Genomic DNA, 20,752 nt, shown 5'->3' with positions numbered 1-20,752 from the left:
CCAGTGCGAGCGCTCGGCGCTTACGCGAACTGGCGCAGGAAACGCACATCGCCCTCGAAGAACAGGCGCAGGTCGTTGATGCCATAGCGCAGCATCGTCAGGCGCTCCAGGCCGGAGCCGAACGCAAAGCCGATGTAGCGCTCAGGGTCCAGGCCCATGTTGCGCACCACGGTCGGGTGCACCTGGCCAGAACCGGAAATCTCCAGCCATTTGCCGTTGCCGAACGCCATGTCGATCTCGGCCGACGGTTCGGTGAACGGGAAGTACGACGGGCGGAAACGCACCTGGATGTCGTCCCGCTCAAAGAAGTTGCGCAGGAAGTCGGCATAGACGCCCTTCAGGTCTGCGAAGCTGATGTTGTCGGCAATCCAGAGGCCTTCGACCTGATGGAACATCGGCGAGTGCGTAGCGTCGCTATCGACGCGGTACGTGCGGCCCGGCGCGATGACCTTGATGGGCGGAATGCGGTCGAGGTGCTTGTATTTCTCAACGTGCATGCGGGCGTAACGCACCTGCATCGGGCTGGTGTGCGTGCGCAGCAGCAAGAGCTTGTCTTCGCTGTCGCGGCCATCGATGTAGAAGGTGTCCTGCATCGAGCGCGCCGGATGGTTGTCCGGGTTGTTCAACGCAGTGAAGTTCATCCAGTCCGATTCGATTTCGGGGCCGTCAGCCACATCGAAACCGATCGAGCCGAAGATCTTGGCGACGCGCTCCCAGGTGTTCATCACCGGGTGCAGGCTGCCCTCGGCTACATCGCGGCCGGGCAGCGTCACGTCGATCGCCTCGGCGGCCAGACGGGCGTTCATCAGCGCATCGGCCAGCGCCTGGCGGCGGGCGGTCAGCGCCTCTTCAACGCGGCTCTTGGCCTGGTTGATGCGCGCGCCTTCGGACTTGCGTGTCTCCGGGTCGAGCTTGCCCAAGCCTTTGAGCAAGTCGGTCAGCACGCCGGACTTACCGAGAAAGCGTGCCTTCTCGTTTTCCAGCGAGGCGTTGTCCTCCACAGAGGCAAACGCGTTTTGGGCATCGGCGACGACTTGATCCAGATCCAGTGACATGGGAAGGCGAGCGAAAAAATTCGGGTGATTCGGGTCCGCGAAATGCGCGGAATAAAAAACGGGGCTCGGTGAGAGCCCCGTCAGGGTGATCGGCCGGCAAAGTCACTGGGCAATTCCAGCAGCCCGCCCGGCCAATCCAACTCAGGCGACGTTGGCTTTCACCTGGTTCACGATGGCAGCAAAAGCCACCTTGTCGTGAATGGCCATGTCCGACAGCACCTTGCGGTCCAGCTCGATGGACGCCTTCTTCAGGCCGTTCATGAACTTGCTGTAGGTCAGACCATGCTCGCGTGCGCCAGCGTTGATACGTGCAATCCAGAGCGCGCGGAACACACGCTTCTTGTTACGACGATCGCGGTAGGCGTACTGGCCAGCACGCATGACCGCCTGCTTGGCGATGCGATAGACGTTATTGCGGCGGCCGCGGTAACCCTTGGCTGCGCTGATAACCTTCTTATGACGGGCCCGCGCTGTGACCCCACGTTTTACTCGAGGCATGAAATGCTCCTTTCGTAGTTAGTTAGGGTTAGGCGTACGGCATCATTGCGCGAACGGACTTCAGGTTCGTCTCATGGACGCCCTCGGTACCGCGCAGGTGACGCTTGTTCTTGGTGGTCTTCTTGGTCAGGATGTGACGCTTGAAGGCTTGGCCACGTTTGATCGTGCCACCAGGACGGGCAGTAAAGCGCTTGGAAGCGCTTTTCTTCGTCTTCATCTTCGGCATGGAACAACTCCGCTTTTGACATGAAGCCAGGTGGACGGCTGGCGCCGACACTTGCAAGACCCGGGCTCACTTGTTGTATCGCTGCAGGCTTTGACACCTGCCGCGTTTTCCGACGTTTCCGTCTGGAACCTGCTCAGCGCAGCCGGAAACGTCCGGCCACCACTGCATTACTTTTTCTTCTTGGGTGCCAACATCATCACTGCCTGGCGCCCCTCCATCTTCGGCATCTGCTCAACCTGGCCGAATTCCTCCAGGTCAGTCTTGATACGCTCCAGCACGCGCATGCCGAGTTCCTGGTGAGCCATTTCGCGGCCGCGGAAGCGCAAGGTAACCTTGACCCTGTCACCATCCTCCAGGAAACGCGTTGCGTTGCGCAGCTTAACGCCGTAGTCGTTGTCGTCGGTGCCAGGGCGGAACTTGACTTCCTTCACCTGGATAACCTTCTGCTTCAACTTGGCGTCGTGGGCCTTCTTCTGTTCCTGATACTTGAACTTGCCATAGTCCATCAGGCGGCAGACGGGCGGCTGCGCAGTCGGCGCGATCTCGACCAGGTCGACGTCTTTCTCTTCTGCCAGACGCAGTGCGTCGAACAGCTTGACGATGCCGAGCGCTTCCCCCTCAACCCCGGTCAGCCGGACTTCCGGTGCGCTGATCTCGCGGTTGATGCGGTGAGATTTCTCAGTAGCGATGTTGATGTCCTCGAAGAATCAAAAAAACAGGCCGTGCCCAGCTCATGACTTGTTGGCGAGATCGTTCTGCAGTCGCTCAACGAACGCCGACAGCGGCATGGAGCCTAGATCGACGTTGCCACGGGCACGCACGGCCACCTGATTTTCATCCCGCTCTTTGTCGCCAACCACAACCTGGTATGGGACCTTCTGCACGGAATGCTCGCGGATTTTATACCCAATCTTCTCATTCCGCAAATCAACGACCGCCCTAAATCCTTGTTTTTGCAGGGATTGCGCAACGGATTGGGCGTATTCGGCGTGCGAATCGGTAATACTGAGAACCGCAACCTGCACGGGCGAAAGCCACGTCGGCAGCGCTCCGGCATATTGCTCGATCAAGATACCGATAAAGCGCTCCAGGCTGCCGACGATGGCCCGGTGCAGCATGATGGGGCGATGGCGTGCGCCATCCTCGCCTACGAACTCGGCGTCCAGGCGTTCCGGCAAGTTCGGGTCGACCTGGATTGTGCCGCACTGCCACTGGCGGCCGAGTGCATCTTTGAGCACATATTCGATTTTCGGGCCGTAGAACGCGCCCTCGCCCGGCAGGTACTCGAATTCACAACCCGACGCACGCAAGCCCTCGGCCAACGCAGCCTCGGCACGGTCCCAGCTTTCTTCAGTGCCGATGCGCTTTTCCGGACGCGTCGACAGCTTGTAAAGAATCTCGGTAAAGCCGAAGTCCTTGTAGACCTTCTGCAGCAACGTCGTAAACGCCGTCACCTCGGCCTGGATCATGTCTTCCGTACAGAAGATGTGACCATCGTCCTGCGTGAAGCCGCGTACGCGCATGATGCCGTGCAGGCCACCCGAAGGCTCGTTGCGGTGGCATGCGCCAAACTCGCCGAAGCGTAGCGGCAGGTCGCGGTAGCTCTTGATGCCCTGCTTGTAGATGAGGATGTGGCCGGGGCAGTTCATCGGCTTGAGCGCGTATTCGCGCTTTTCCGATTCCGTGATGAACATGTTCTCGCGGTACTTGTCCCAGTGGCCGGTCTTCTCCCACAGCGTCTTGTCGAGAATCTGCGGCCCCTTCACTTCCTGGTAGCCGTTCTCGCGATACACGCGACGCATGTACTGCTCGATCTCCTGCCAGAGCGTCCAGCCCTTCGGATGCCAGAACACCGTGCCAGGCGAGTACTCGTCGATGTGGAACAGGTCGAGTTCGCGGCCGAGCTTGCGGTGGTCACGCTTTTCAGCCTCTTCCAGCATGCGCAGGTAGGCTTCCTGGTCTTCCTTCTTGGCCCAGGCCGTGCCGTAGATGCGCTGGAGCATCTCGTTGTTGTGGTCCCCGCGCCAATACGCGCCCGCCACCTTCATCAGCTTAAAGACCTTGAGCTTGCCCGTGGATGGCACGTGCGGGCCGCGGCAAAGGTCGACGAAGTTGCCCTCGCGGTACAGGCCAATCTCCTGATCTTCCGGAATGGAGGCGATGATCTCGGCCTTGTACTTCTCGCCCATGCCCTGGAACAGTTTGACGGCTTCGTCGCGGCTCAGCACTTCACGTGTGACCTTCTCGTCCTTCTTGGCGAGCTCCGTCATCTTCTTTTCGATGGCGACGAGGTCTTCAGGCGTGAAGGGGCGCTTGTAGGCGAAGTCGTAATAGAAGCCGTTTTCGATGACCGGGCCGATGGTGACCTGCGCGTCCGGATACAGCTCCTTGACGGCGTAGGCCAACAAGTGCGCCGTGGAGTGACGGATCACGTCGACGCCATCGGCGTCCTTGTCTGTGATGATGGCGAGCTTCGCATCGCGATCGATCGAGAAGCTCGTGTCGACCATCTGACCGTCTACGCGACCAGCCAGCGCAGCCTTGGCGAGGCCCGCACCGATGCTCTGCGCCACTTCAGCCACGGTCACGGGGCCGGGAAATTCACGCCGGGAACCATCCGGCAACGTGATTGCGATCATGCTTGCTCCTGTGGAGTCACCGTTGCGCATTTCCGGCTTCAGAGATGCGCAGCGGTCGTTATTCTGTCGTGCGCCGCGCCAAGTCGGCGCAGCAGGTTGTCGAATCGAATGCTTCGAAGCGCTTTCAGCTTGATCGCCACGCGTGACACGAAACTGCGGACGAAAAAAAACGCGGCCAAGGCCGCGTTTTCATTTGCGCCATCCACCGCTTGGGCAGACCGCAAAGGGCGAAAAACGCACCTTGACTACTGTCGCTCCGAAGCGGTTGTAGTTCGCGGTGCCTGAATCATATTTCGCCTTGTGTTCAGTTGTACGGGACAAGCCCGGGAATTGCGAGGATGACGGCTTGGACACCCTACCCGACGCGTCCTGCTAAATGCGTTGGTAGGCTCGATTGGACTCGAACCAACGACCCCCACCATGTCAAGGTGGTGCTCTAACCAGCTGAGCTACGAGCCTGCCGAAGAACGAAACTATACCGTCACTTCCTTCGGGCTGTCAACACCCCTTGCACTTCTTCGATCAAAGTCAGCGCGCGCTGCAGCTGCGTCGCCTCTGACACCTCTGCAGTGAACTGCATTTTCGCGACGCCCTTGCTCGACAGCGTGCGCACGCCGGTCACGTTGATCTTCTCGCGCGAGAGGATTTCCGAGATGTCGCGCAACAAGCCCTGCCGGTCCAGCGCCTCGACCTGGATGTCGATCGGATAGACCGAATCGCTGCGTTGGCCCCACTCCGTCTGGATCACACGACCCGGGGCCCGGGCAGCCAACTGCTGAAACGTCGCACAGCTCTGCCGGTGGATCGATACGCCACGCCCGCGTGTGACAAAGCCAACGATGGGGTCCGGCGGCGCCGGCTTGCAGCAACGCGACATCTGCGTGAGGAGTGAATCGACGCCCACCACCAGCACGCCACTCTTGGCGCCACGAGCAACGCTTGTGGCGCGGCTCTTCTTCGTGAAGGCCGCTTCGTCATCCACGGGTGCCGGCGGCGGCGCCCCATCGGAGCGCAATACGGCCTCGATGCGGCGCAGGCTCAACTCGTCCTTGGCGACCACGGCATAGAGATCATCCGACGTCTTGTAGCCGAGCTTGGCCGCCAACTCTTCCAGGTTGACGGCGGTCTTGCCCTCGCGCTGCAGTGTCTTGTCGATGAGCGCCCGGCCCTGCGCAAGCGTCTCTTCCAGCTCCATCGCGTTGAACCACGCACGCACTTTCGTGCGGGCACGCGGGCTGACGAGATAGTGCAGCTCGGTGTTGAGCCAATCGCGCGACGGCCCGCCCTGCTTAACGGTGACGATCTCGACGGTCTGGCCGTTCTTGAGCGGCGTGTTCAGCGGCACCATCGTGCCGTCGACGCGCGCGCCGCGGCAGCGGTGGCCGAGATCGCTGTGCAGGTAGTAGGCGAAATCGACCGGCGTTGCGCCTTGCGGCAACGCGATCACGCGCGCCTGGGGCGTCAGCACGTAGATGTGGTCATCCAGCTCGGTGTGCTTGAGTTGCTCCCACGGGGAATCCTCGTGCGCGACGGTGTGCTCGGCGTCATCTTTCCAGGCGAGCAACTGGCGCAGCCACGCGATCTTCTCGTCGTAGCGCTCGCTGGCGGAGAACTGCCCGGCGTAGCCTTTGCTGCCGGCCTCCTTGTAGCGCCAGTGCGCGGCCACGCCGTACTCGGCAAAGTGGTGCATCTCGCGCGTGCGGATCTGCACCTCGAGCGCGCGGCCGTCGTCGCCGATCACCACCGTATGCAGCGACATGTAGCCGTTGGCCTTCGGGCGCGAGATGTAGTCGTCGAATTCCTTCGGGATCGGCTGCCACATGTGATGCACGAAACCGAGCACCGTGTAGCAATCCTTGATGTCGTCCACGATGACACGGAAGGCGCGCACATCGTACAGATCAGCAAAGTCGAGTTCCTTGCCGCGCATCTTTTTCCAGATGCTGTAGATGTGCTTGGGCCGGCCACTGACCTCGGCCTGAATACCGGCATCGTGCAAGGTCTTTTGGAGTTGCTCGATGGCCTGGCCAATGAACTTCTCGCGCTCGATGCGTTTTTCATCGAGCAGGCGGGCGATACGCTTGTAGGTATCCGGATCCTCAAAGCGGAAGCCGAGGTCTTCAAGCTCCCACTTCAGCTGCCAGATACCCAGGCGGTTTGCGAGCGGCGCGTAGATGTCCAGCGTTTCGCGCGCCATGCCTTCCGGCGCCGGGCGTTTCGTCTGCGCGAGCCAGCGCAGCGACTGCAGCCGCGACGCCAGCCGGATCAACACCACGCGAATATCTTGCGCGAACGCGAGCAACATCTTGCGCAGCGCCTCGACCTGCGCGCGGCGCGCTTCCGCTTCGTTCTTGCGCGTGATGCTGGCATCGGTCGGGCTGACGAGGCCGGCAATTGCGCCAATGCGCAGCAGTTGCCGCACATCGTGCACGAGCTTGACGACCTCGGCGCCGAATGCGGGCTCGAGCGCCTTTTCGTTGTCCATTGCCAGCGTGGGCAACAGGAACAGTGCAGCCGCCTGCAACGATGGCGTGTCGACGCGCAGCGCTTCCAGTATGGCGATCGTGCCGCGCGCGTGCGACTCCAGCGGCTCGCCGGTCAGCGTGACGCTGTCTGCGGCATTCGCCGCGAGATATTCGATCGCCCGGGCGACCTGCTCTGCCGTCGATCCGGGCCCCTCGGCCGGCCGTTCGGTCTTGTTCTCCATGATGCGTCCTGCTTGCGTCTCGCCTGTTGGGCGACGGGCTCAGTTCTTCTGCGCGGCCGTCACGACGATTTCGATGCGGTACTTCGGATTGGCCAGCGCGGCCTCAACGGTGGCGCGCGGCGGCGAGTTCTTGGAATCGGCGGCGACCCACTGGTCCCACACCTTGTTCATTTCGCCAATCTCGCTGATGTCTTTCAGGAAGATCTGGCACATCAGGATGCGCGTCTTGTCGCTGCCGTTGGCGGCCAGCACGCGATCGATGGTGGCGAGCACTTCTGCCGTCTGCTCGGCAATGCCTGCGTCGAGCGTGGACTCAGGCACCTGCCCTGCCACGTAGACGACGCCGTTGTAGACGGCTGCGTCGGAATAGCGATGTTCGACGTTGTAGCGCTTCAGTTCAGTGCTCATCTTGCAAATCGAGTGGGATCGGACAAACGGTCATTGACCGAGGAAGAACTTGCGGGCGATCGCCACCTGATCCGGCTGGATGAAGGTCGGCGCGTGGCCCACGTCAGGGATTTCAATCGTGTTCACATGTTGGCCACGCTGCATCATGGCCTCGACGGTCTCGCGCGTAAGCAGATCGGAATGCGCGCCGCGCACCACCAGCACCTCGCCGGGAATCGCCTCAAACAACTTCCACAGCGTGGCTTCGCCGGCAGCGATCATGTCGGGCGTGGTGTTCTTGAAGGGCTCGGCGAGGCGCGGATCGTAATGCAGGATCCACTCGCCCCCTTGCGGTTTCAGGATCGCGGTATTCAACGCACGCCATTGCTCCGGCGTGTGGGGGCCGAATGATGCGCTGATCGTCTTGAGGTACGCCAATCCCTCATCGAAGGTCTTGAAGCGGACATTCAGACCGAGGTAAGCGCCAATGCGCGTCAACGACGATTCCGTCACCCGCGGGCCTACATCGTTGAGCAGCAGCTTGCGAATCGGCGATTGCGGCAAGCCTGCCAAGCCAATGCCGATCAGGCCACCCATCGAGGTACCAAACCAGTCGACAGACTCGGCATTCACGCGCGCGAGCAACGTGACCATGTCGGACGCGTACTGCGGCAGCACGTAACCTTTCGGATCGGCCAGCCAATCGGAGCGCCCCCGGCCCACCACATCGGGACAGATGACGCGATAGTCGTTGCACAGCGCCTGCGCCAGCACGTCGAAATCACGCCCGGTGCGCGAGAGGCCATGCACGCAGACCAGCACTCGCGGATTCTGCGCATCGCCCCACTCGTGATACGCCATCCGGTGCAAGCCGGACGGGCTCAGGCACTGCACGAAGGCAAGGCGCGGCGAAACTGGCATGAACAACTCCTACATGGGAATGACGGAGACAGCGAAGCCTGATTGTACGCGGGCCCGCAAGCATGCGGCGGTGCAGCAGACATGCACCGTCCATCAAAAACAAAAAAGCCCCGCCGAAGCGAGGCTTTTTCTGAAGCAGATCGGCTTACTGCGCGACCCAGCCACCATCCATGTTCCACGCCACGCCGCGCACCTGTTCGGCCGCATCGCTGCACAGGAACACCGCCAGCGCACCGAGCTGGTCAGGCGTGACGAATTCGCCCGAGGGCTGCTTTTCCATCAGCAGATCCTTCTTGGCTTCGAGCGCGGACAGGCCGTCCTTCTCGGCGCGCGCATCGATCTGTTTCTGCACCAGCGGTGTCAGCACCCAGCCCGGACAGATCGCATTGGACGTGATGCCCGTCTGCGCCGTCTCCAGCGCCACCGATTTGGTGAAGCCGACGATACCGTGCTTGGCTGCAACATACGCCGACTTCTGCGCCGATGCCACCAACCCATGCGCCGAAGCGATGTTGATGATGCGGCCCCAGTTCTTGCGCTTCATGCCCGGCACGGCAAGCCGCGTCGTGTGGAAAGCCGAGGTGAGGTTGATGGCGATGATGGCGTCCCAACGCTCGGTCGGGAAATCCTCGACATTGGCCACGTACTGGATGCCGGCATTGTTGACGAGGATGTCCACACCGCCGAACTCGGTGTCGGCATAGGCGAACATCGCTTCGATCTCGGCCGGCTTGCTCATGTCGGCGCCGTGGTATCCGATGCGGATGGCGTTCTTGCCGGCGGCCGCGATCTGCGCCTTGGGCGCTTCAACATCGCCAAAGCCGTTGATGATGATGTTGGCGCCCTGCGCGGCTAGCGAGCAGGCGATGCCCAGACCGATCCCGCTGGTCGAGCCCGTAACCAGGGCAGTTTTTCCTTGCAGCATTGCGGTCTCCGAATTACAGCAGGTTGACGCCAGTCTTGGCCTGGATCTCTTCGCGCGAAACGCCCGGCGCGGTTTCGATCAGCTTCAGGCCCTGCGCGGTCACGTCGATCACGCCAAGGTCCGTAATGATCCGATCGACCACACCCACGCCGGTCAGCGGCAGCGTGCACTTAGGCAGCAGCTTCAGGTCTTCAGTGCCGTCCTTTTTCTTGGCGGTGTGCTCCATCAGCACGATCACGCGCTTGACACCGGCCACGAGGTCCATCGCGCCGCCCATGCCCTTGACCATCTTGCCGGGGATCATCCAGTTGGCCAGATCGCCCGTCTCGCTTACCTGCATCGCACCCAGAATCGACAGGTTGATCTTGCCGCCGCGAATCATCGCAAAGCTCTGGTCGCTGCCGAAGATGGCGCTGCCGGGCAGTGTGGTCACGGTCTGCTTGCCTGCGTTGATCAGGTCGGCATCCACTTCGTCTTCCGTGGGGAACGGGCCGATGCCCAGCATGCCGTTTTCGCTTTGCAGCCAGACTTCCTTGTCGCCGGTGTGATTGGCAACCAGCGTCGGGATGCCGATGCCGAGGTTGACGTAGAAGCCGTCTTGCAACTCCTGGGCAGCGCGCGCCGCCATTTGGTCTTGTGTCCAGGCCATGTCGGTCTCCTTAGTTGGCTGCTCGGATGGTGCGCTTTTCGATGCGCTTCTCGGGCGTGGCATTCAGCACGATGCGGTGCACGTAGATACCCGGCAGATGAATGTCGTCCGGTGCCAAATCACCCACTTCAACGATCTCTTCGACTTCGACGATGCAGATCTTGCCGGCCGTAGCCGCAGCGGGGTTGAAGTTGCGTGCGGTCAGGTTGAACCGCAGGTTGCCGGACTTGTCAGCCACCTGCGCCTTCACCAGCGCCACATCGGGCACCAGCGAGCGCTCCATGACGTACGTCTCGCCGTCAAACTCGCGCAGCTCCTTGCCCTCGGCGACCAGCGTGCCGACGCCGGTCTTGGTGAAGAACGCCGGGATGCCAGCGCCACCAGCGCGCAGCTTTTCGGCCAGCGTGCCTTGCGGGGTGAATTCCAGCTCGAGTTCGCCGGCCAGATACTGGCGCTCGAACTCCTTGTTTTCGCCCACGTAGGACGAAATCATCTTCTTGATCTGACGGGTTTCCAGCAGCAGGCCCAGGCCAAAGCCATCCACGCCCGCGTTGTTGGAGATGCATGTGAGGCCCTTGACCCCCGAATCGCGCAGCGCGGCAATCAGCGCTTCCGGAATGCCGCACAGGCCGAAGCCGCCCACGGCGATGGTCTGGCCGTCCTTGACGACGCCCGCGAGCGCCTCGCTGGCGCTGGCGAAGATTTTGTTCATGCGTGCTCCTTCCTTGGTGGTCCAACAAATCCGGCAGGGTTTTGACCGATCACACAGTTGGGGTTTGTGCGATGCAGCGCCGGAAAATAGTAACGATACAATCTGGCGAGAATACGCAAGCGTCGCGCGACGCAGCAATACGTACGAATACATATGCCCGCCCTCGACTATCAGACTGCGTTCCAGCTTGCCCCTGTCGGCATGGTGATGTCCCGCGAGCGGGTCATGCTCGACGTCAATGATGAAGCCGCACGCATCTTCGGCCACGCACGCACGACGATGATCGGGCAGTCGTTCGAGCTGCTTTATCCAACGCACGATGAATACGAGCGTACCGGCGCGCGCATCATCCCCGTCATGAATGCGCGCGGCAGCTACTCCGATGAACGCATCATGAAACGCGCCAATGGCGAGCTGTTCTGGTGCCACGTCACCGGCCGCGCGCTGGACCGCGCGAAACCGCTGGGCGAAGGCATCTGGACCTTCGAGGACCTGTCAGCGCATCGCCCGGTCACGGCAGCGCTCACGCCGCGCGAACGCGACATCGCCGCGCAACTGGTCGAGGGCAAGACCAGCAAGCAGATCGGCAAGCAGTTGGAGATCAGCCCGCGCACGGTCGAAATCTACCGCGCGCGGTTGATGAAGAAGTACGCCGCCAACACCTCACTCGAACTTGTGCAGCGGCTGATGGGGCATTAAGCCCCAACGTCTTACACCATGCCGTCGTCGGCGTTGATGACGGCACCGTTGATGAAGTCCGACTGATCCGACGCCAACAGCAGAATCAGGCCATCCAGGTCTTCCGGCTTGCCGACGCGCTTGCGGGGCAGCATCTGCACCAGCTTCTGGCCTGGCTCGGTTTCCCAATGGTGATGGTTGATTTCGGTATCGATATAGCCCGGGCAGATCGCATTGGTGTTGATGCCGTAACGGCCCCACTCCAGCGCCATGGCCTTGGTCATGTGCACCACCGCCGCCTTGCTCATGCAATACACGCCAATCTGCGACAGCACCTTCAGTCCTGCCACCGAGGCAATGTTGACGATGCGCGACTGCGGCAGCGGCGAGCCGTTCTTCTCTGCCCCCTTGGCGCGCGCAATCATGCGCTTGGCCGTTTCCTGGGCAACGAAGAAGGCGCCGCGCGTGTTGGTGTCGAATACGAAATCGAAGTCGTCGGGCGAAACGTCCACCATGCGCTGCGTGGTCGACACCCCCGAGTTATTGACAAGGATGTCGATGGTACCTGCCTCCGTTTCAGCGTGCGCGATGGCGGCGCGGATGCTGTCTGGGTCCGTCACGTCCAGGCGCACGACGTGCGCGCTGCCGCCCCTCGATTCGATGTCGGCGCGCAGTTCTTTCAGGCGCTCGACACGGCGCGAGGCCAGCACGACCTTCGCGCCGGCGGCCGCCAGCGTGTGTGCAAAGCGCGCTCCGAGGCCGCTCGACGCGCCCGTGATCAGCGCGACCTTGCCTTCCAGATTGATCGACAAACCCATGATGCGTGTTCCCCGTGTGTTGGTTTGACATGCGCCGAGCCGCTCCGAAGCAACACCGGCGTGTGATTTGGGCGCAGCTTAGCAAAAAATCGAACGATCGTTCAGAAATTTCCCTTGCCGCATCCGGGCGTGTCCCGGACAATGCGGAAAATTCTAATGCAGCAATCCGTCATACCAATAAGCAAACGCCCCTAACTGTCCCAAAAGCAGCGAAGAGACACTTATGAACCAGCAGCAGCTCCTCGAACAATACGGCCCGCGAGAGTCCATGGAGTATGACGTCGTTGTCGTCGGCGGCGGTCCCGCCGGCCTGGCGACAGCAATTCGCATCAAGCAACTGGCTGCGGAGACGGGCAAGGACGTGTCCGTCGTCGTGCTGGAAAAGGGTTCCGAGCCCGGTGCACACATTCTGTCGGGTGCGGTGATGGACCCGCGCGCCATCAACGAACTTATCCCGAACTGGAAAGCTGACGGCGCCCCGCTCAACCAGGCGGTCACCGGCGACGACGTGCTCTTCCTGAGCGAGACCGACGCCAAGCGTACGCCCGACTGGCTCGTGCCGCGCAACTTCCACAATGACGGCTGCTACGTCGTCTCGCTGTCGAACGTGGTCAAGTGGATGGCCACGCAGGCCGAAGCGCTGGGCGTGGAAATCTTCCCCGGTTTCGCTGCCGCAGAAGTGCTTTACGACGACAAGGGTGCGGTGCGCGGCGTGGCCACCGGCAACATGGGCATCGGCAAAGATGGCGAGCCGACCGAGAACTTCCAGCTCGGCATGGAACTGCTCGGCAAATACACCATCTTCGCGGAAGGCGCGCGTGGCCATCTCGGCCGGCAGCTACTGGAGAAGTTCAAGCTCACCGCAGGCAAGGACCCCCAGACTTTCGCCATCGGCATCAAGGAACTCTGGGAAATCGATCCAGCCAAGGCCAAACCCGGTCTCGTGGTGCACACGGCAGGCTGGCCGATGGAAGACGACACCTTTGGCGGTGGCTTCCTGTATCACCTCGAAGACAACAAGGTCACGCTCGGCTTCGTGATCGGGCTGGACTACAAGAACCCGTGGATGAGCCCGTTCGAAGAAATGCAGCGCTGGAAGGCCCATCCGGCCATCCGGGCACATATCGAAGGCGGCAAGCGCATCGGCTACGGCGCCCGCGCCATCAACAACGGCACGCCGCAAGCGCTGCCAAAAACGGTGTTCCCAGGTGGCGCGCTGGTCGGTTGCGATGCTGGCTACCTGAACGCCGCTCGCATCAAGGGCAGCCACGCGGCCATCAAGAGCGGCATGATGTGCGGCGACGCGGTGTTCGAAGCCGTGACGGCCGGCCGTTCCGCTGACGAGCTGTCTGCCTACCCCGCAGCCTTCGAACAGAGCTGGCTGAAGGAAGAACTGGACCAGTCGCGCAACTTCAAGCTGTGGTTCAAGAAGAGCCCGACGCTGGGCAAGATCATGACCGGCATCGAGCAGTGGCTGCTGCCCAAGATTGGCGTCAGCAACCCGCCTTGGACGCTGCACGGCACGAAGTCGGATAACCAGTCGCTCAAGCCGGCATCGGAATGCCCGAAGATCGAGTATCCGAAGCCGGACGGCAAGATCACGTTCGATCGCCTGTCGTCGGTGTTCATCTCGAACACCAACCACGAAGAGAACCAACCGGCCCACCTGACGCTGAAGGATCCGACCGTACCGACGCGCATCAACCTGACGCAGTTTGCCGGCCCCGAACAGCGCTACTGCCCGGCTGGCGTGTATGAGTTCGTCAAGAACGATGAGGGCACCGAGCGCCTGCAGATCAACGCGCAGAACTGCGTGCACTGCAAGACCTGCGACATCAAGGACCCGACGCAGAACATCGTGTGGGTCACGCCGGAAGGCGGTGGCGGTCCGAACTACGTCGGCATGTAAGTACCGGGCGAGCGCCCAACAAAAAAGACGGCTTGAAGCCGTCTTTTTTGTTGTCTGAGCGAATCGATTCAGGAAGCTTTTGCCGGAATGGCCGGCGTCTGCACCGACACATCACCGCATTGCGCGCGATGGCGCAGCGCGTGGTCGATCAGCACCAGCGCGAGCAGCGCCTCGGCGATTGGCGTCGCACGAATGCCGACGCACGGGTCGTGGCGGCCGAACGTCTCCACCACAGCCGGATCACCCGCCTTGTCGATCGAACGGCGCGGCGTGCGGATGCTCGATGTCGGCTTGATCGCCAGCGACACGGAAATGTCCTGCCCTGTCGAAATCCCGCCCAGGATGCCGCCGGCGTTGTTACCGACGAAGCCCTCCGGCGTCAGCTCGTCGCCATGCTCGGAGCCGCGCTGGCTGACTGCGTGGAAACCAGCACCAATCTCAACGCCCTTCACCGCATTCAGGCCCATCATGGCGTGGGCGATGTCTGCGTCCAGCCGGTCGAACAGCGGTTCGCCCCAGCCGACCGGCACACCGGTAGCCACCACCTCAACGCGCGCGCCGACGGAATCGCCGTCCTTGCGCAGGGCATCCATATAGGTTTCCAGCTCGGGAACGATCTCGGCGTTCGGCGCGAAGAACGGGTTGTTCGGCACCTCGTTCCAGTCCATGAAGGGGATCTGGATATCGCCCAGTTGCGACATGAAGCCGTGAATCTCAACGCCGAACTTCTCTCGCAGCCACTTCTTGGCGACGGCGCCTGCAGCCACTGTCGGTGCCGTCAAACGGGCGGAAGAACGGCCGCCGCCGCGCGGATCGCGGATGCCGTATTTGTGCCAGTAGGTGTAATCGGCGTGGCCGGGACGGAAGGTCTCGGCGATGTTGCTGTAATCCTTGCTGCGCTGGTCGGTATTGCGGATCAAGAGGCAGATCGGGGTGCCCGTGGTCTTGCCTTCGTACACGCCGGAGAGGATCTCGACGAGGTCTTCTTCCTTGCGCTGCGTAACGTGGCGCGAGGTGCCGGGTTTGCGACGGTCCAGATCGGGCTGGATGTCTTCTGCAGACAGCGTCATGCCGGGCGGGCACCCGTCGATGACAGCGCCGATGGCGGGGCCGTGCGACTCGCCGAAGGTGGTGACGGAAAACAGCAGGCCCAGGGTATTGCCAGACATGATCGTGCTCAGGAAGGCGCCGCGACGGCCGCGGCGCGAAACATCAGGAAAACGCTATTGTAAGGCCGATCCACCGGCCGCCAGATCAGCCGCCGATACCCAGCAGCTCGACCTCGAAGTTCAGCGTGGAATTGGGCGGAATCGTGCCGGGCACGCCGCGCTCGCCGTAAGCGGTGGCTGCCGGGCACGTCAGCTTGGCCTTGCCACCTACCTGGATCTTCTGCACGCCTTCGGTCCAGCACGGAATCACGCGATTCAGCGGGAACGAGATCGGCTGGCCGCGCTTGTAGGAGCTGTCGAACTCGGTACCGTTGGTGAGCGTGCCGCGGTAGTGCACCTTGACCGTGTCACTGGCCTTGGGCGACGGGCCGGTGCCCTTGGTCAGTGTCTGGACGATCACACCGGAAGGCAGCGTCTCGGATGCCGGTGATGCGGCTTGCGCGGTCACGGCAGCCAGGGCAAGCAACGAAGCGCACAGCAGCGGGGAAACGTGTTTCATGGCAGGTAACGGGAGAGTTGGAGGTCAGGAAAAGCTTGAAGGCCGGTTGCAGGCCAACCGGCAGTGTATCGAAGTCCTAAGGCGGGCCGAGCGCTAGAGCCGCTCCCCGCGCAGCGCCAGCACGGCGGCCTGCATCGCTTCGGGCGACACGGCATGCGCTGGCACCGGAGTGCCGATGCACAGCTCCAGCCTGTTGAGGAAGCCGCGTCGGAACGGTCGCGACATCGCCGCCCCGCCCTTGCGTGAGAAAAAGCTGCCCCACAGCCCGCGCAACGCCATCGGCACCACCGGCACGGGTGTGCGTTCGATGATGCGGCGCATACCGTCCTTGAACGGGTTCATCTCGCCCGTGGCAGTGATCTTGCCTTCGGGGAAGATGCAGACGACCTCGCCCTCCGCCAGCGCGGCGGCAATCGTGTCGTAGGCGCGCTTGAGCATTTCCGGGTCTTCATGCATCGGCGCAATCGGAATCGCCTTGACCGTGCGGAAGAACCACGACAGCAACGGCACCTTGAAGATGCGGTGGTCCATCACAAAACGAACAGGCCGGCGCACGAATGCGCCCACCACCACGGCATCGACGAAGCTCACATGGTTGCAGACCAGCAGGCATGGGCCTTCATCGGGAATCTGCTCCGAGCCCTCCACCTTCACGCGGTAGACGGTATGGATCAGCAGCCACATCACGAACCGAATCAGGAATTCCGGCACCAGCGTGTAGATGTAAATCGCCACCACGGCGTTGAGGATGCCGGTGACCAGGAACAACTGCGGGATCGTGAACCCGGCCCGCGTGAGCACCATCGCCAGCACGGCGGAAGCGATCATGAACAGCGCGTTGAGGATATTGTTGGCGGCAATGATGCGCGCGCGGTGCGTCGGTTCGCAGCGGCTCTGGATCAACGCATACAACGGCACGCTGTAGAAGCCGCCGAACATGGCCAGCAGGAACAGATCGGCCAGCACGCGCCAATGGCGGTGGTTCTGCAGGAAACCGGAAATGCCGGTCAGCACGTCATGGGCGACCAATGCCTCGGCATGCGAAGCAAAGTAGAGATCCACCGCGAACACCGTCATGCCGATCGAGCCAAACGGTACAAGGCCGATTTCCACCCTGCGCCCCGAGAGCTTTTCGCACAGCACCGAGCCCAACCCGATGCCGACTGAAAACACAGCCAGCAGCAGCGTCACGACGTTCTGATCGCCGCCGAGCACGTTACGCGCAAAGGCAAAAAACGACGTCAGGAACGTCGCGCCCACGAACCACAGCCACGAAATGCCCATCAAACTCAGGAACACCGCGCGCTGGTTGCTGGCAAGCTTCAGGTTGCGCCAAGTCTCTGAGATGGGGTTCCAGTTGATGCGCAAGTCCGGCTGCGACGCCGGCGAGACCGGCACACCGCGCGCCGTCATCCAGCCCGCCACGGCAATGACAATGCACGCAATACCGGTAAATAGCGGGCCGATCAGCTCGCCGTTGCGGGTGTAATTGGCCAGCTCGCCGCCGCCAATGGTACCGATCAGAATGGCGACGAAGGTGCCCATTTCCACCAACCCGTTACCGCCCACCAGTTCTGCCGACTGCAGGTGCTGAGGCAGATAGGCATACTTCACCGGCCCGAACAGCGTCGAGTGCACGCCCATCAAGAACGTGCACAGGTAGAGCAGTTCAACGTGGCGCAGCGCAAAACCCGCGCAGCCGATCGCCATGATGGCGATTTCCAACGTCTTCACCAGCCGGATCAGCCGCGCCTTGTCCATGCGATCGGCAATCTGTCCGCTCGTGGCCGACAGCAGCACAAACGGCGCAATAAAGATTGCAGAGATCAGGAACGCCGCAGAAGCGGGGTCCGCATTGCCGAACAGCGCAGCGTGATACGTGACCAACGAAGAAAACGCCACCTTGAAAACGTTGTCGTTCATCGCGCCCAGGAACTGGGTCCAGAAGAACGGTGCAAAGCGACGCTGCTTCAGCAGGGAAAACTGGCTCGATTGGCTCATCGGCGGGCGGTTCTGGGTTCAACAAAAAACCCGCTCGCAACGGCGGGCGGGTTTCAGGAATGCGGTAAAGAGATCGCGCAGATCAGTCTTCGTTGGCCTTTTCTTCGGGCCAGTCGCGAATGTACGCCTTGAGCATCTTGTTTTCGAAACTTTGGTCTTCCAACACGGCCTTGGCCACGTCGTAGAAGGAAATCACGCCCATCAACGTGCGGCTGTCGAGCACCGGCAGGTAGCGCACATGGTGCTCCAGCATGATGCGGCGCACTTCATTGACCTCGGTTTCGGGCGTGCAGGTGACGGGATGATCGTCCATCACCTTGCGGATGGTCGTGCCCTCGCCCACGGAACCGTGGTTCTTGGCAACAACCTTGATGATTTCTCGGAAGGTCAGCATGCCGACCAGTTCGCCGTACTCCATGACCACAAGCGAGCCGATGTCTTTTTCCGCCATCGTCTGCACGGCCACCTGGAGCTTGGTTTCAGGTGCCACGGTGTAGAGCGTGTTGCCCTTCACGTGGAGGATGTCGCTGACTTTCATGTTGCGTCTCCCAGAGTTCGGGGTGCCGGTCTGCCGGGGGAGCGACCGCGCGCGGGTTGTCGTTATGGTTGTGCTTTGATCGTAGCCCAAACCGGATCGCTTCGACAAGCATGCAGCGCAGAAAAAACCTGTCAAAAACCGCGCCCGCTCGGCGTTTGCCCGGAATGCGCTGCAACAGGGAGCAGTGCTAGCATGCCCCGTCCAAATCCGCTCCCGCGCCCATTCCGGGTGCTTGAATCCATGTCCAAAGCCCGCTTCGACACGCTGGCCCTGCATGCCGGTGCCGCGCCCGACCCGGCCACCGGCGCGCGCGCCACGCCCATCCACCTGAGCACGTCGTTTGTGTTCCGCGACAGCGAACACGCGGCGTCATTGTTCAATATGGAACGCGCGGGCCACGTCTATTCGCGCATCTCCAACCCGACCGTTGCCGTGTTCGAGGAGCGCATGGCCGCGCTGGAAAACGGCGTAGGCGCCATCGCTACAGCGTCGGGCCAGGCGGCGCTGCATCTGGCCATCGTCACGCTGATGGGCGCTGGTTCCCATATCGTCGCCTCCTCCGCGCTGTATGGCGGCTCGCACAACCTGCTGCATTACACGCTGCGCCGCTTCGGTATCGAGACGACCTTCGTCAAGCCCGGCGACATCGACGGCTGGCGCGCGTCCATTCGCCCGAACACCCGCCTGCTGTTTGGTGAGACGCTCGGCAATCCTGGCTTGGATGTGCTGGACATCCCGACCATTGCATCGATTGCGCATGACGCGGGCGTGCCGCTGCTGGTCGACTCCACCTTCACCACGCCTTGGTTGCTGCAGCCGTTCGCGCACGGCGCGGATCTCGTCTACCACTCGGCCACCAAGTTCCTGGGTGGACACGGCACGACCATCGGCGGTGTGCTGGTCGATGGCGGCACGTTCGACTACGTGGCCGCCGGCAAGCACCCCGAGCTGACCGAACCGTACGCGGGTTTCCACGACATGGTGTTTGCCGAGGAAAGCACTGTCGCGCCCTTCCTGCTGCGCGCGCGCCGCGAGGGCCTGCGCGACTTCGGTGCCTGCATGAACCCGATGGCCGCATGGCAACTGCTGCAAGGCATCGAAACACTGCCCCTGCGCATGGCACGGCACGTGGACAACGCCCGCCGCATCGTCTCCTTCCTGGCGAGCCATCCGATGGTGGCGTCGGTCGCCTACCCCGAGCTGGAATCGCACCCCGACCACGCGTTGGCCAAGCGCCTGCTGCCGCGCGGCTGCGGTGCGGTGTTCAGCTTCGATCTGCGCGGCGATCGGCGTGCCGGCCAGCAGTTCATCGAATCACTCGGCCTGTTCTCGCACCTTGCCAACGTGGGCGATGCGCGCTCGCTGGTCATCCACCCCGCGTCGACGACGCACTTCCGCATGGATGCCGGCGCGCTGGCTGCAGCCGGCATCAGCGAAGGCACGATCCGCCTGTCCATCGGTCTGGAAGACGCCGACGACCTGATCGACGATCTCAAGCGCGGCCTGAAGGCCGCCGAGCGCGCGATGTCCGCTGCGCCCGGCAAAGCCGCTGCCAACGCAACGGGAGCCCGCTAATGGAATGGACCGTACAAGGCGAACGCGCCTACGCCTACACCGGCGGCAAGCCGTTCAACGCCGAATTGCCGTGCGTCGTGTTCGTGCATGGCGCGCAGAACGACCATTCGGTCTGGGGGCTGCAGACGCGCTGGTTTGCGCACCACGGCTTCAGCGTACTGGCGGTGGATCTGCCCGGACACGGCCGCAGCGCTGGCGCCCCGCTGCAGACCGTGGAAGCGATGGCCGACTGGGTAATGGCTCTGGTGCATACGGCTGGCGTCGAGCAGCCAGTCATCGTCGTCGGCCACAGCATGGGCTCGTTGATTGCACTGGAGTGCGCGTCACGGTACGCAAGTCGCGTGCGCCGCGTCGCCCTGGTGGCAACGGCTTGGCCGATGAAGGTGTCGGATGCGCTGCTCGATGCGGCGCTCAACAACACGGCCAGCGCCATTGACATGGTGAATACGTGGTCGCATTCCAGCCTCGCAAACAAGCCATCGTCGCCCGGGCCAGGCTTCTGGATGCATGGCGGCAGCCAACGGCTGATGGAGCGAATTGCGCACGGTACCGAGGCGCCCGTCTTCCACACAGACTTTGCGGCCTGCAACGCCTATGCACGCGGCGCCGAAGCCATGGCGGCCGTGAAGTGCCCGTCACTCGTAATCGTTGGAGAGAAAGACCAGATGACGCCGGCGAAAGCTGGCCGCCAGGTTGCAGCAGGATTGGCCGGCAGCCGCGTTGTCGGGCTGCCAGGCGGGCACGCGATCATGGGAGAATGCCCAGACGGCACACTCGACGCGCTGATCGCCTTTGCGCGCGAACGAGACCCGGTCGTCGCATAAGTCGCAGTCGCCTCCCGGAGAC

At 62.3% G+C, this 20,752-nt stretch carries 20 protein-coding genes and 1 tRNA gene; 4 read left to right on the top strand and 17 right to left on the bottom strand.

All coding sequences use genetic code 11. The annotated features are described in order from the left end of the window. Positions 1 to 20: 20 nt before the first annotated feature. The 12 genes from pheS to ACU8YE_RS05925 all read right to left on the bottom strand — a co-directional run bounded on the left by pheS (position 21) and on the right by ACU8YE_RS05925 (position 10,719). Positions 21 to 1,049, bottom strand: coding sequence for a phenylalanine--tRNA ligase subunit alpha (gene pheS, locus ACU8YE_RS05980; protein WP_446928459.1), 1,029 nt, complete (start codon positions 1,047 to 1,049; stop codon positions 21 to 23). A gap of 147 nt (positions 1,050 to 1,196) precedes the next feature. Beyond that, positions 1,197 to 1,553 (bottom strand): 50S ribosomal protein L20, encoded by a 357-nt coding sequence (rplT, locus tag ACU8YE_RS05975; RefSeq protein WP_012762124.1) that lies wholly within the window; start codon positions 1,551 to 1,553, stop codon positions 1,197 to 1,199. A gap of 28 nt (positions 1,554 to 1,581) precedes the next feature. Next, positions 1,582 to 1,779, bottom strand: a complete 198-nt coding sequence (rpmI, locus tag ACU8YE_RS05970) for a 50S ribosomal protein L35 (RefSeq protein ID WP_004636003.1) — start codon at positions 1,777 to 1,779, stop codon at positions 1,582 to 1,584. 167 nt (positions 1,780 to 1,946) lie between these two features. Then, positions 1,947 to 2,468, bottom strand: a complete 522-nt coding sequence (gene infC, locus ACU8YE_RS05965) for a translation initiation factor IF-3 (RefSeq protein WP_373407661.1) — start codon at positions 2,466 to 2,468, stop codon at positions 1,947 to 1,949. Between the two features lie 42 nt (positions 2,469 to 2,510). After that, complete coding sequence (gene thrS, locus ACU8YE_RS05960) at positions 2,511 to 4,418, bottom strand: threonine--tRNA ligase (RefSeq protein ID WP_232042967.1); 1,908 nt, start codon at positions 4,416 to 4,418, stop codon at positions 2,511 to 2,513. Between the two features lie 382 nt (positions 4,419 to 4,800). Then, positions 4,801 to 4,877 (bottom strand) — tRNA-Val (locus ACU8YE_RS05955). A 22-nt stretch (positions 4,878 to 4,899) separates the two neighbouring features. After that, a complete protein-coding gene (locus tag ACU8YE_RS05950; protein ID WP_322016798.1) occupies positions 4,900 to 7,125 on the bottom strand; it encodes a RelA/SpoT family protein in 2,226 nt (741 codons plus the stop codon). A gap of 39 nt (positions 7,126 to 7,164) precedes the next feature. Further along, positions 7,165 to 7,533, bottom strand: a complete 369-nt coding sequence (locus ACU8YE_RS05945) for a RidA family protein (RefSeq protein ID WP_316871475.1) — start codon at positions 7,531 to 7,533, stop codon at positions 7,165 to 7,167. 30 nt (positions 7,534 to 7,563) lie between these two features. Further along, entirely contained in the window at positions 7,564 to 8,433 is an 870-nt protein-coding gene (locus ACU8YE_RS05940; protein ID WP_232040271.1) for an alpha/beta fold hydrolase, read from the bottom strand. Between the two features lie 145 nt (positions 8,434 to 8,578). After that, positions 8,579 to 9,358 carry a 3-hydroxybutyrate dehydrogenase gene (locus ACU8YE_RS05935; RefSeq protein ID WP_414560728.1) on the bottom strand — a complete coding sequence of 260 codons (780 nt, stop codon included), beginning with the start codon at positions 9,356 to 9,358 and terminating at the stop codon, positions 8,579 to 8,581. Positions 9,359 to 9,371: 13 nt separating this feature from the next. Beyond that, positions 9,372 to 10,007, bottom strand: coding sequence for a 3-oxoacid CoA-transferase subunit B (locus ACU8YE_RS05930; protein WP_232040273.1), 636 nt, complete (start codon positions 10,005 to 10,007; stop codon positions 9,372 to 9,374). Between the two features lie 10 nt (positions 10,008 to 10,017). Continuing rightward, positions 10,018 to 10,719, bottom strand: coding sequence for a CoA transferase subunit A (locus ACU8YE_RS05925; protein ID WP_045203198.1), 702 nt, complete (start codon positions 10,717 to 10,719; stop codon positions 10,018 to 10,020). Between the two features lie 153 nt (positions 10,720 to 10,872). Between ACU8YE_RS05925 and ACU8YE_RS05920 the strand changes: the two genes are divergently transcribed. Beyond that, positions 10,873 to 11,418: a LuxR C-terminal-related transcriptional regulator gene (locus ACU8YE_RS05920; protein WP_004636022.1), complete on the top strand. Its 546-nt coding sequence runs from the start codon at positions 10,873 to 10,875 to the stop codon at positions 11,416 to 11,418. A gap of 11 nt (positions 11,419 to 11,429) precedes the next feature. Here the strand turns inward: ACU8YE_RS05920 and ACU8YE_RS05915 are convergent, their stop codons facing one another. Continuing rightward, a complete protein-coding gene (locus tag ACU8YE_RS05915) occupies positions 11,430 to 12,215 on the bottom strand; it encodes an SDR family oxidoreductase (protein ID WP_232040275.1) in 786 nt (261 codons plus the stop codon). 223 nt (positions 12,216 to 12,438) lie between these two features. On the opposite strand from ACU8YE_RS05915, the gene ACU8YE_RS05910 reads away from it, so the two are divergent. After that, the gene (locus tag ACU8YE_RS05910) at positions 12,439 to 14,124 is read left to right on the top strand and encodes an electron transfer flavoprotein-ubiquinone oxidoreductase (RefSeq protein WP_446928319.1); all 1,686 of its coding nucleotides are present in this window, start codon (positions 12,439 to 12,441) and stop codon (positions 14,122 to 14,124) included. A gap of 68 nt (positions 14,125 to 14,192) precedes the next feature. Here the strand turns inward: ACU8YE_RS05910 and aroC are convergent, their stop codons facing one another. The 4 genes from aroC to ACU8YE_RS05890 all read right to left on the bottom strand — a co-directional run bounded on the left by aroC (position 14,193) and on the right by ACU8YE_RS05890 (position 18,331). Beyond that, on the bottom strand, positions 14,193 to 15,293 hold the full coding sequence (gene aroC, locus ACU8YE_RS05905) for a chorismate synthase (RefSeq protein WP_446928318.1): 1,101 nt from the start codon (positions 15,291 to 15,293) through the stop codon (positions 14,193 to 14,195). Between the two features lie 85 nt (positions 15,294 to 15,378). Further along, entirely contained in the window at positions 15,379 to 15,792 is a 414-nt protein-coding gene (locus ACU8YE_RS05900) for an FKBP-type peptidyl-prolyl cis-trans isomerase (RefSeq protein ID WP_232040278.1), read from the bottom strand. Positions 15,793 to 15,885: 93 nt separating this feature from the next. Beyond that, a complete protein-coding gene (locus ACU8YE_RS05895; protein ID WP_446928317.1) occupies positions 15,886 to 17,793 on the bottom strand; it encodes an MFS transporter in 1,908 nt (635 codons plus the stop codon). An 82-nt stretch (positions 17,794 to 17,875) separates the two neighbouring features. Then, a complete protein-coding gene (locus ACU8YE_RS05890) occupies positions 17,876 to 18,331 on the bottom strand; it encodes a CBS domain-containing protein (protein WP_004634176.1) in 456 nt (151 codons plus the stop codon). A gap of 240 nt (positions 18,332 to 18,571) precedes the next feature. Here ACU8YE_RS05890 and ACU8YE_RS05885 point away from each other — a divergent pair, with 240 nt between their 5' ends. Beyond that, complete coding sequence (locus tag ACU8YE_RS05885; RefSeq protein WP_316880379.1) at positions 18,572 to 19,906, top strand: O-acetylhomoserine aminocarboxypropyltransferase; 1,335 nt, start codon at positions 18,572 to 18,574, stop codon at positions 19,904 to 19,906. Next, entirely contained in the window at positions 19,906 to 20,730 is an 825-nt protein-coding gene (locus ACU8YE_RS05880) for an alpha/beta fold hydrolase (RefSeq protein WP_440838146.1), read from the top strand. The genes ACU8YE_RS05885 and ACU8YE_RS05880 overlap by 1 nt, the downstream gene beginning before the upstream one ends. The last annotated feature ends 22 nt before the right edge of the window (positions 20,731 to 20,752 follow it).

It is taken from the genome of Ralstonia sp. VS2407 (assembly GCF_052950655.1).
This window is presented reverse-complemented; position numbering and strand designations above follow the sequence as displayed.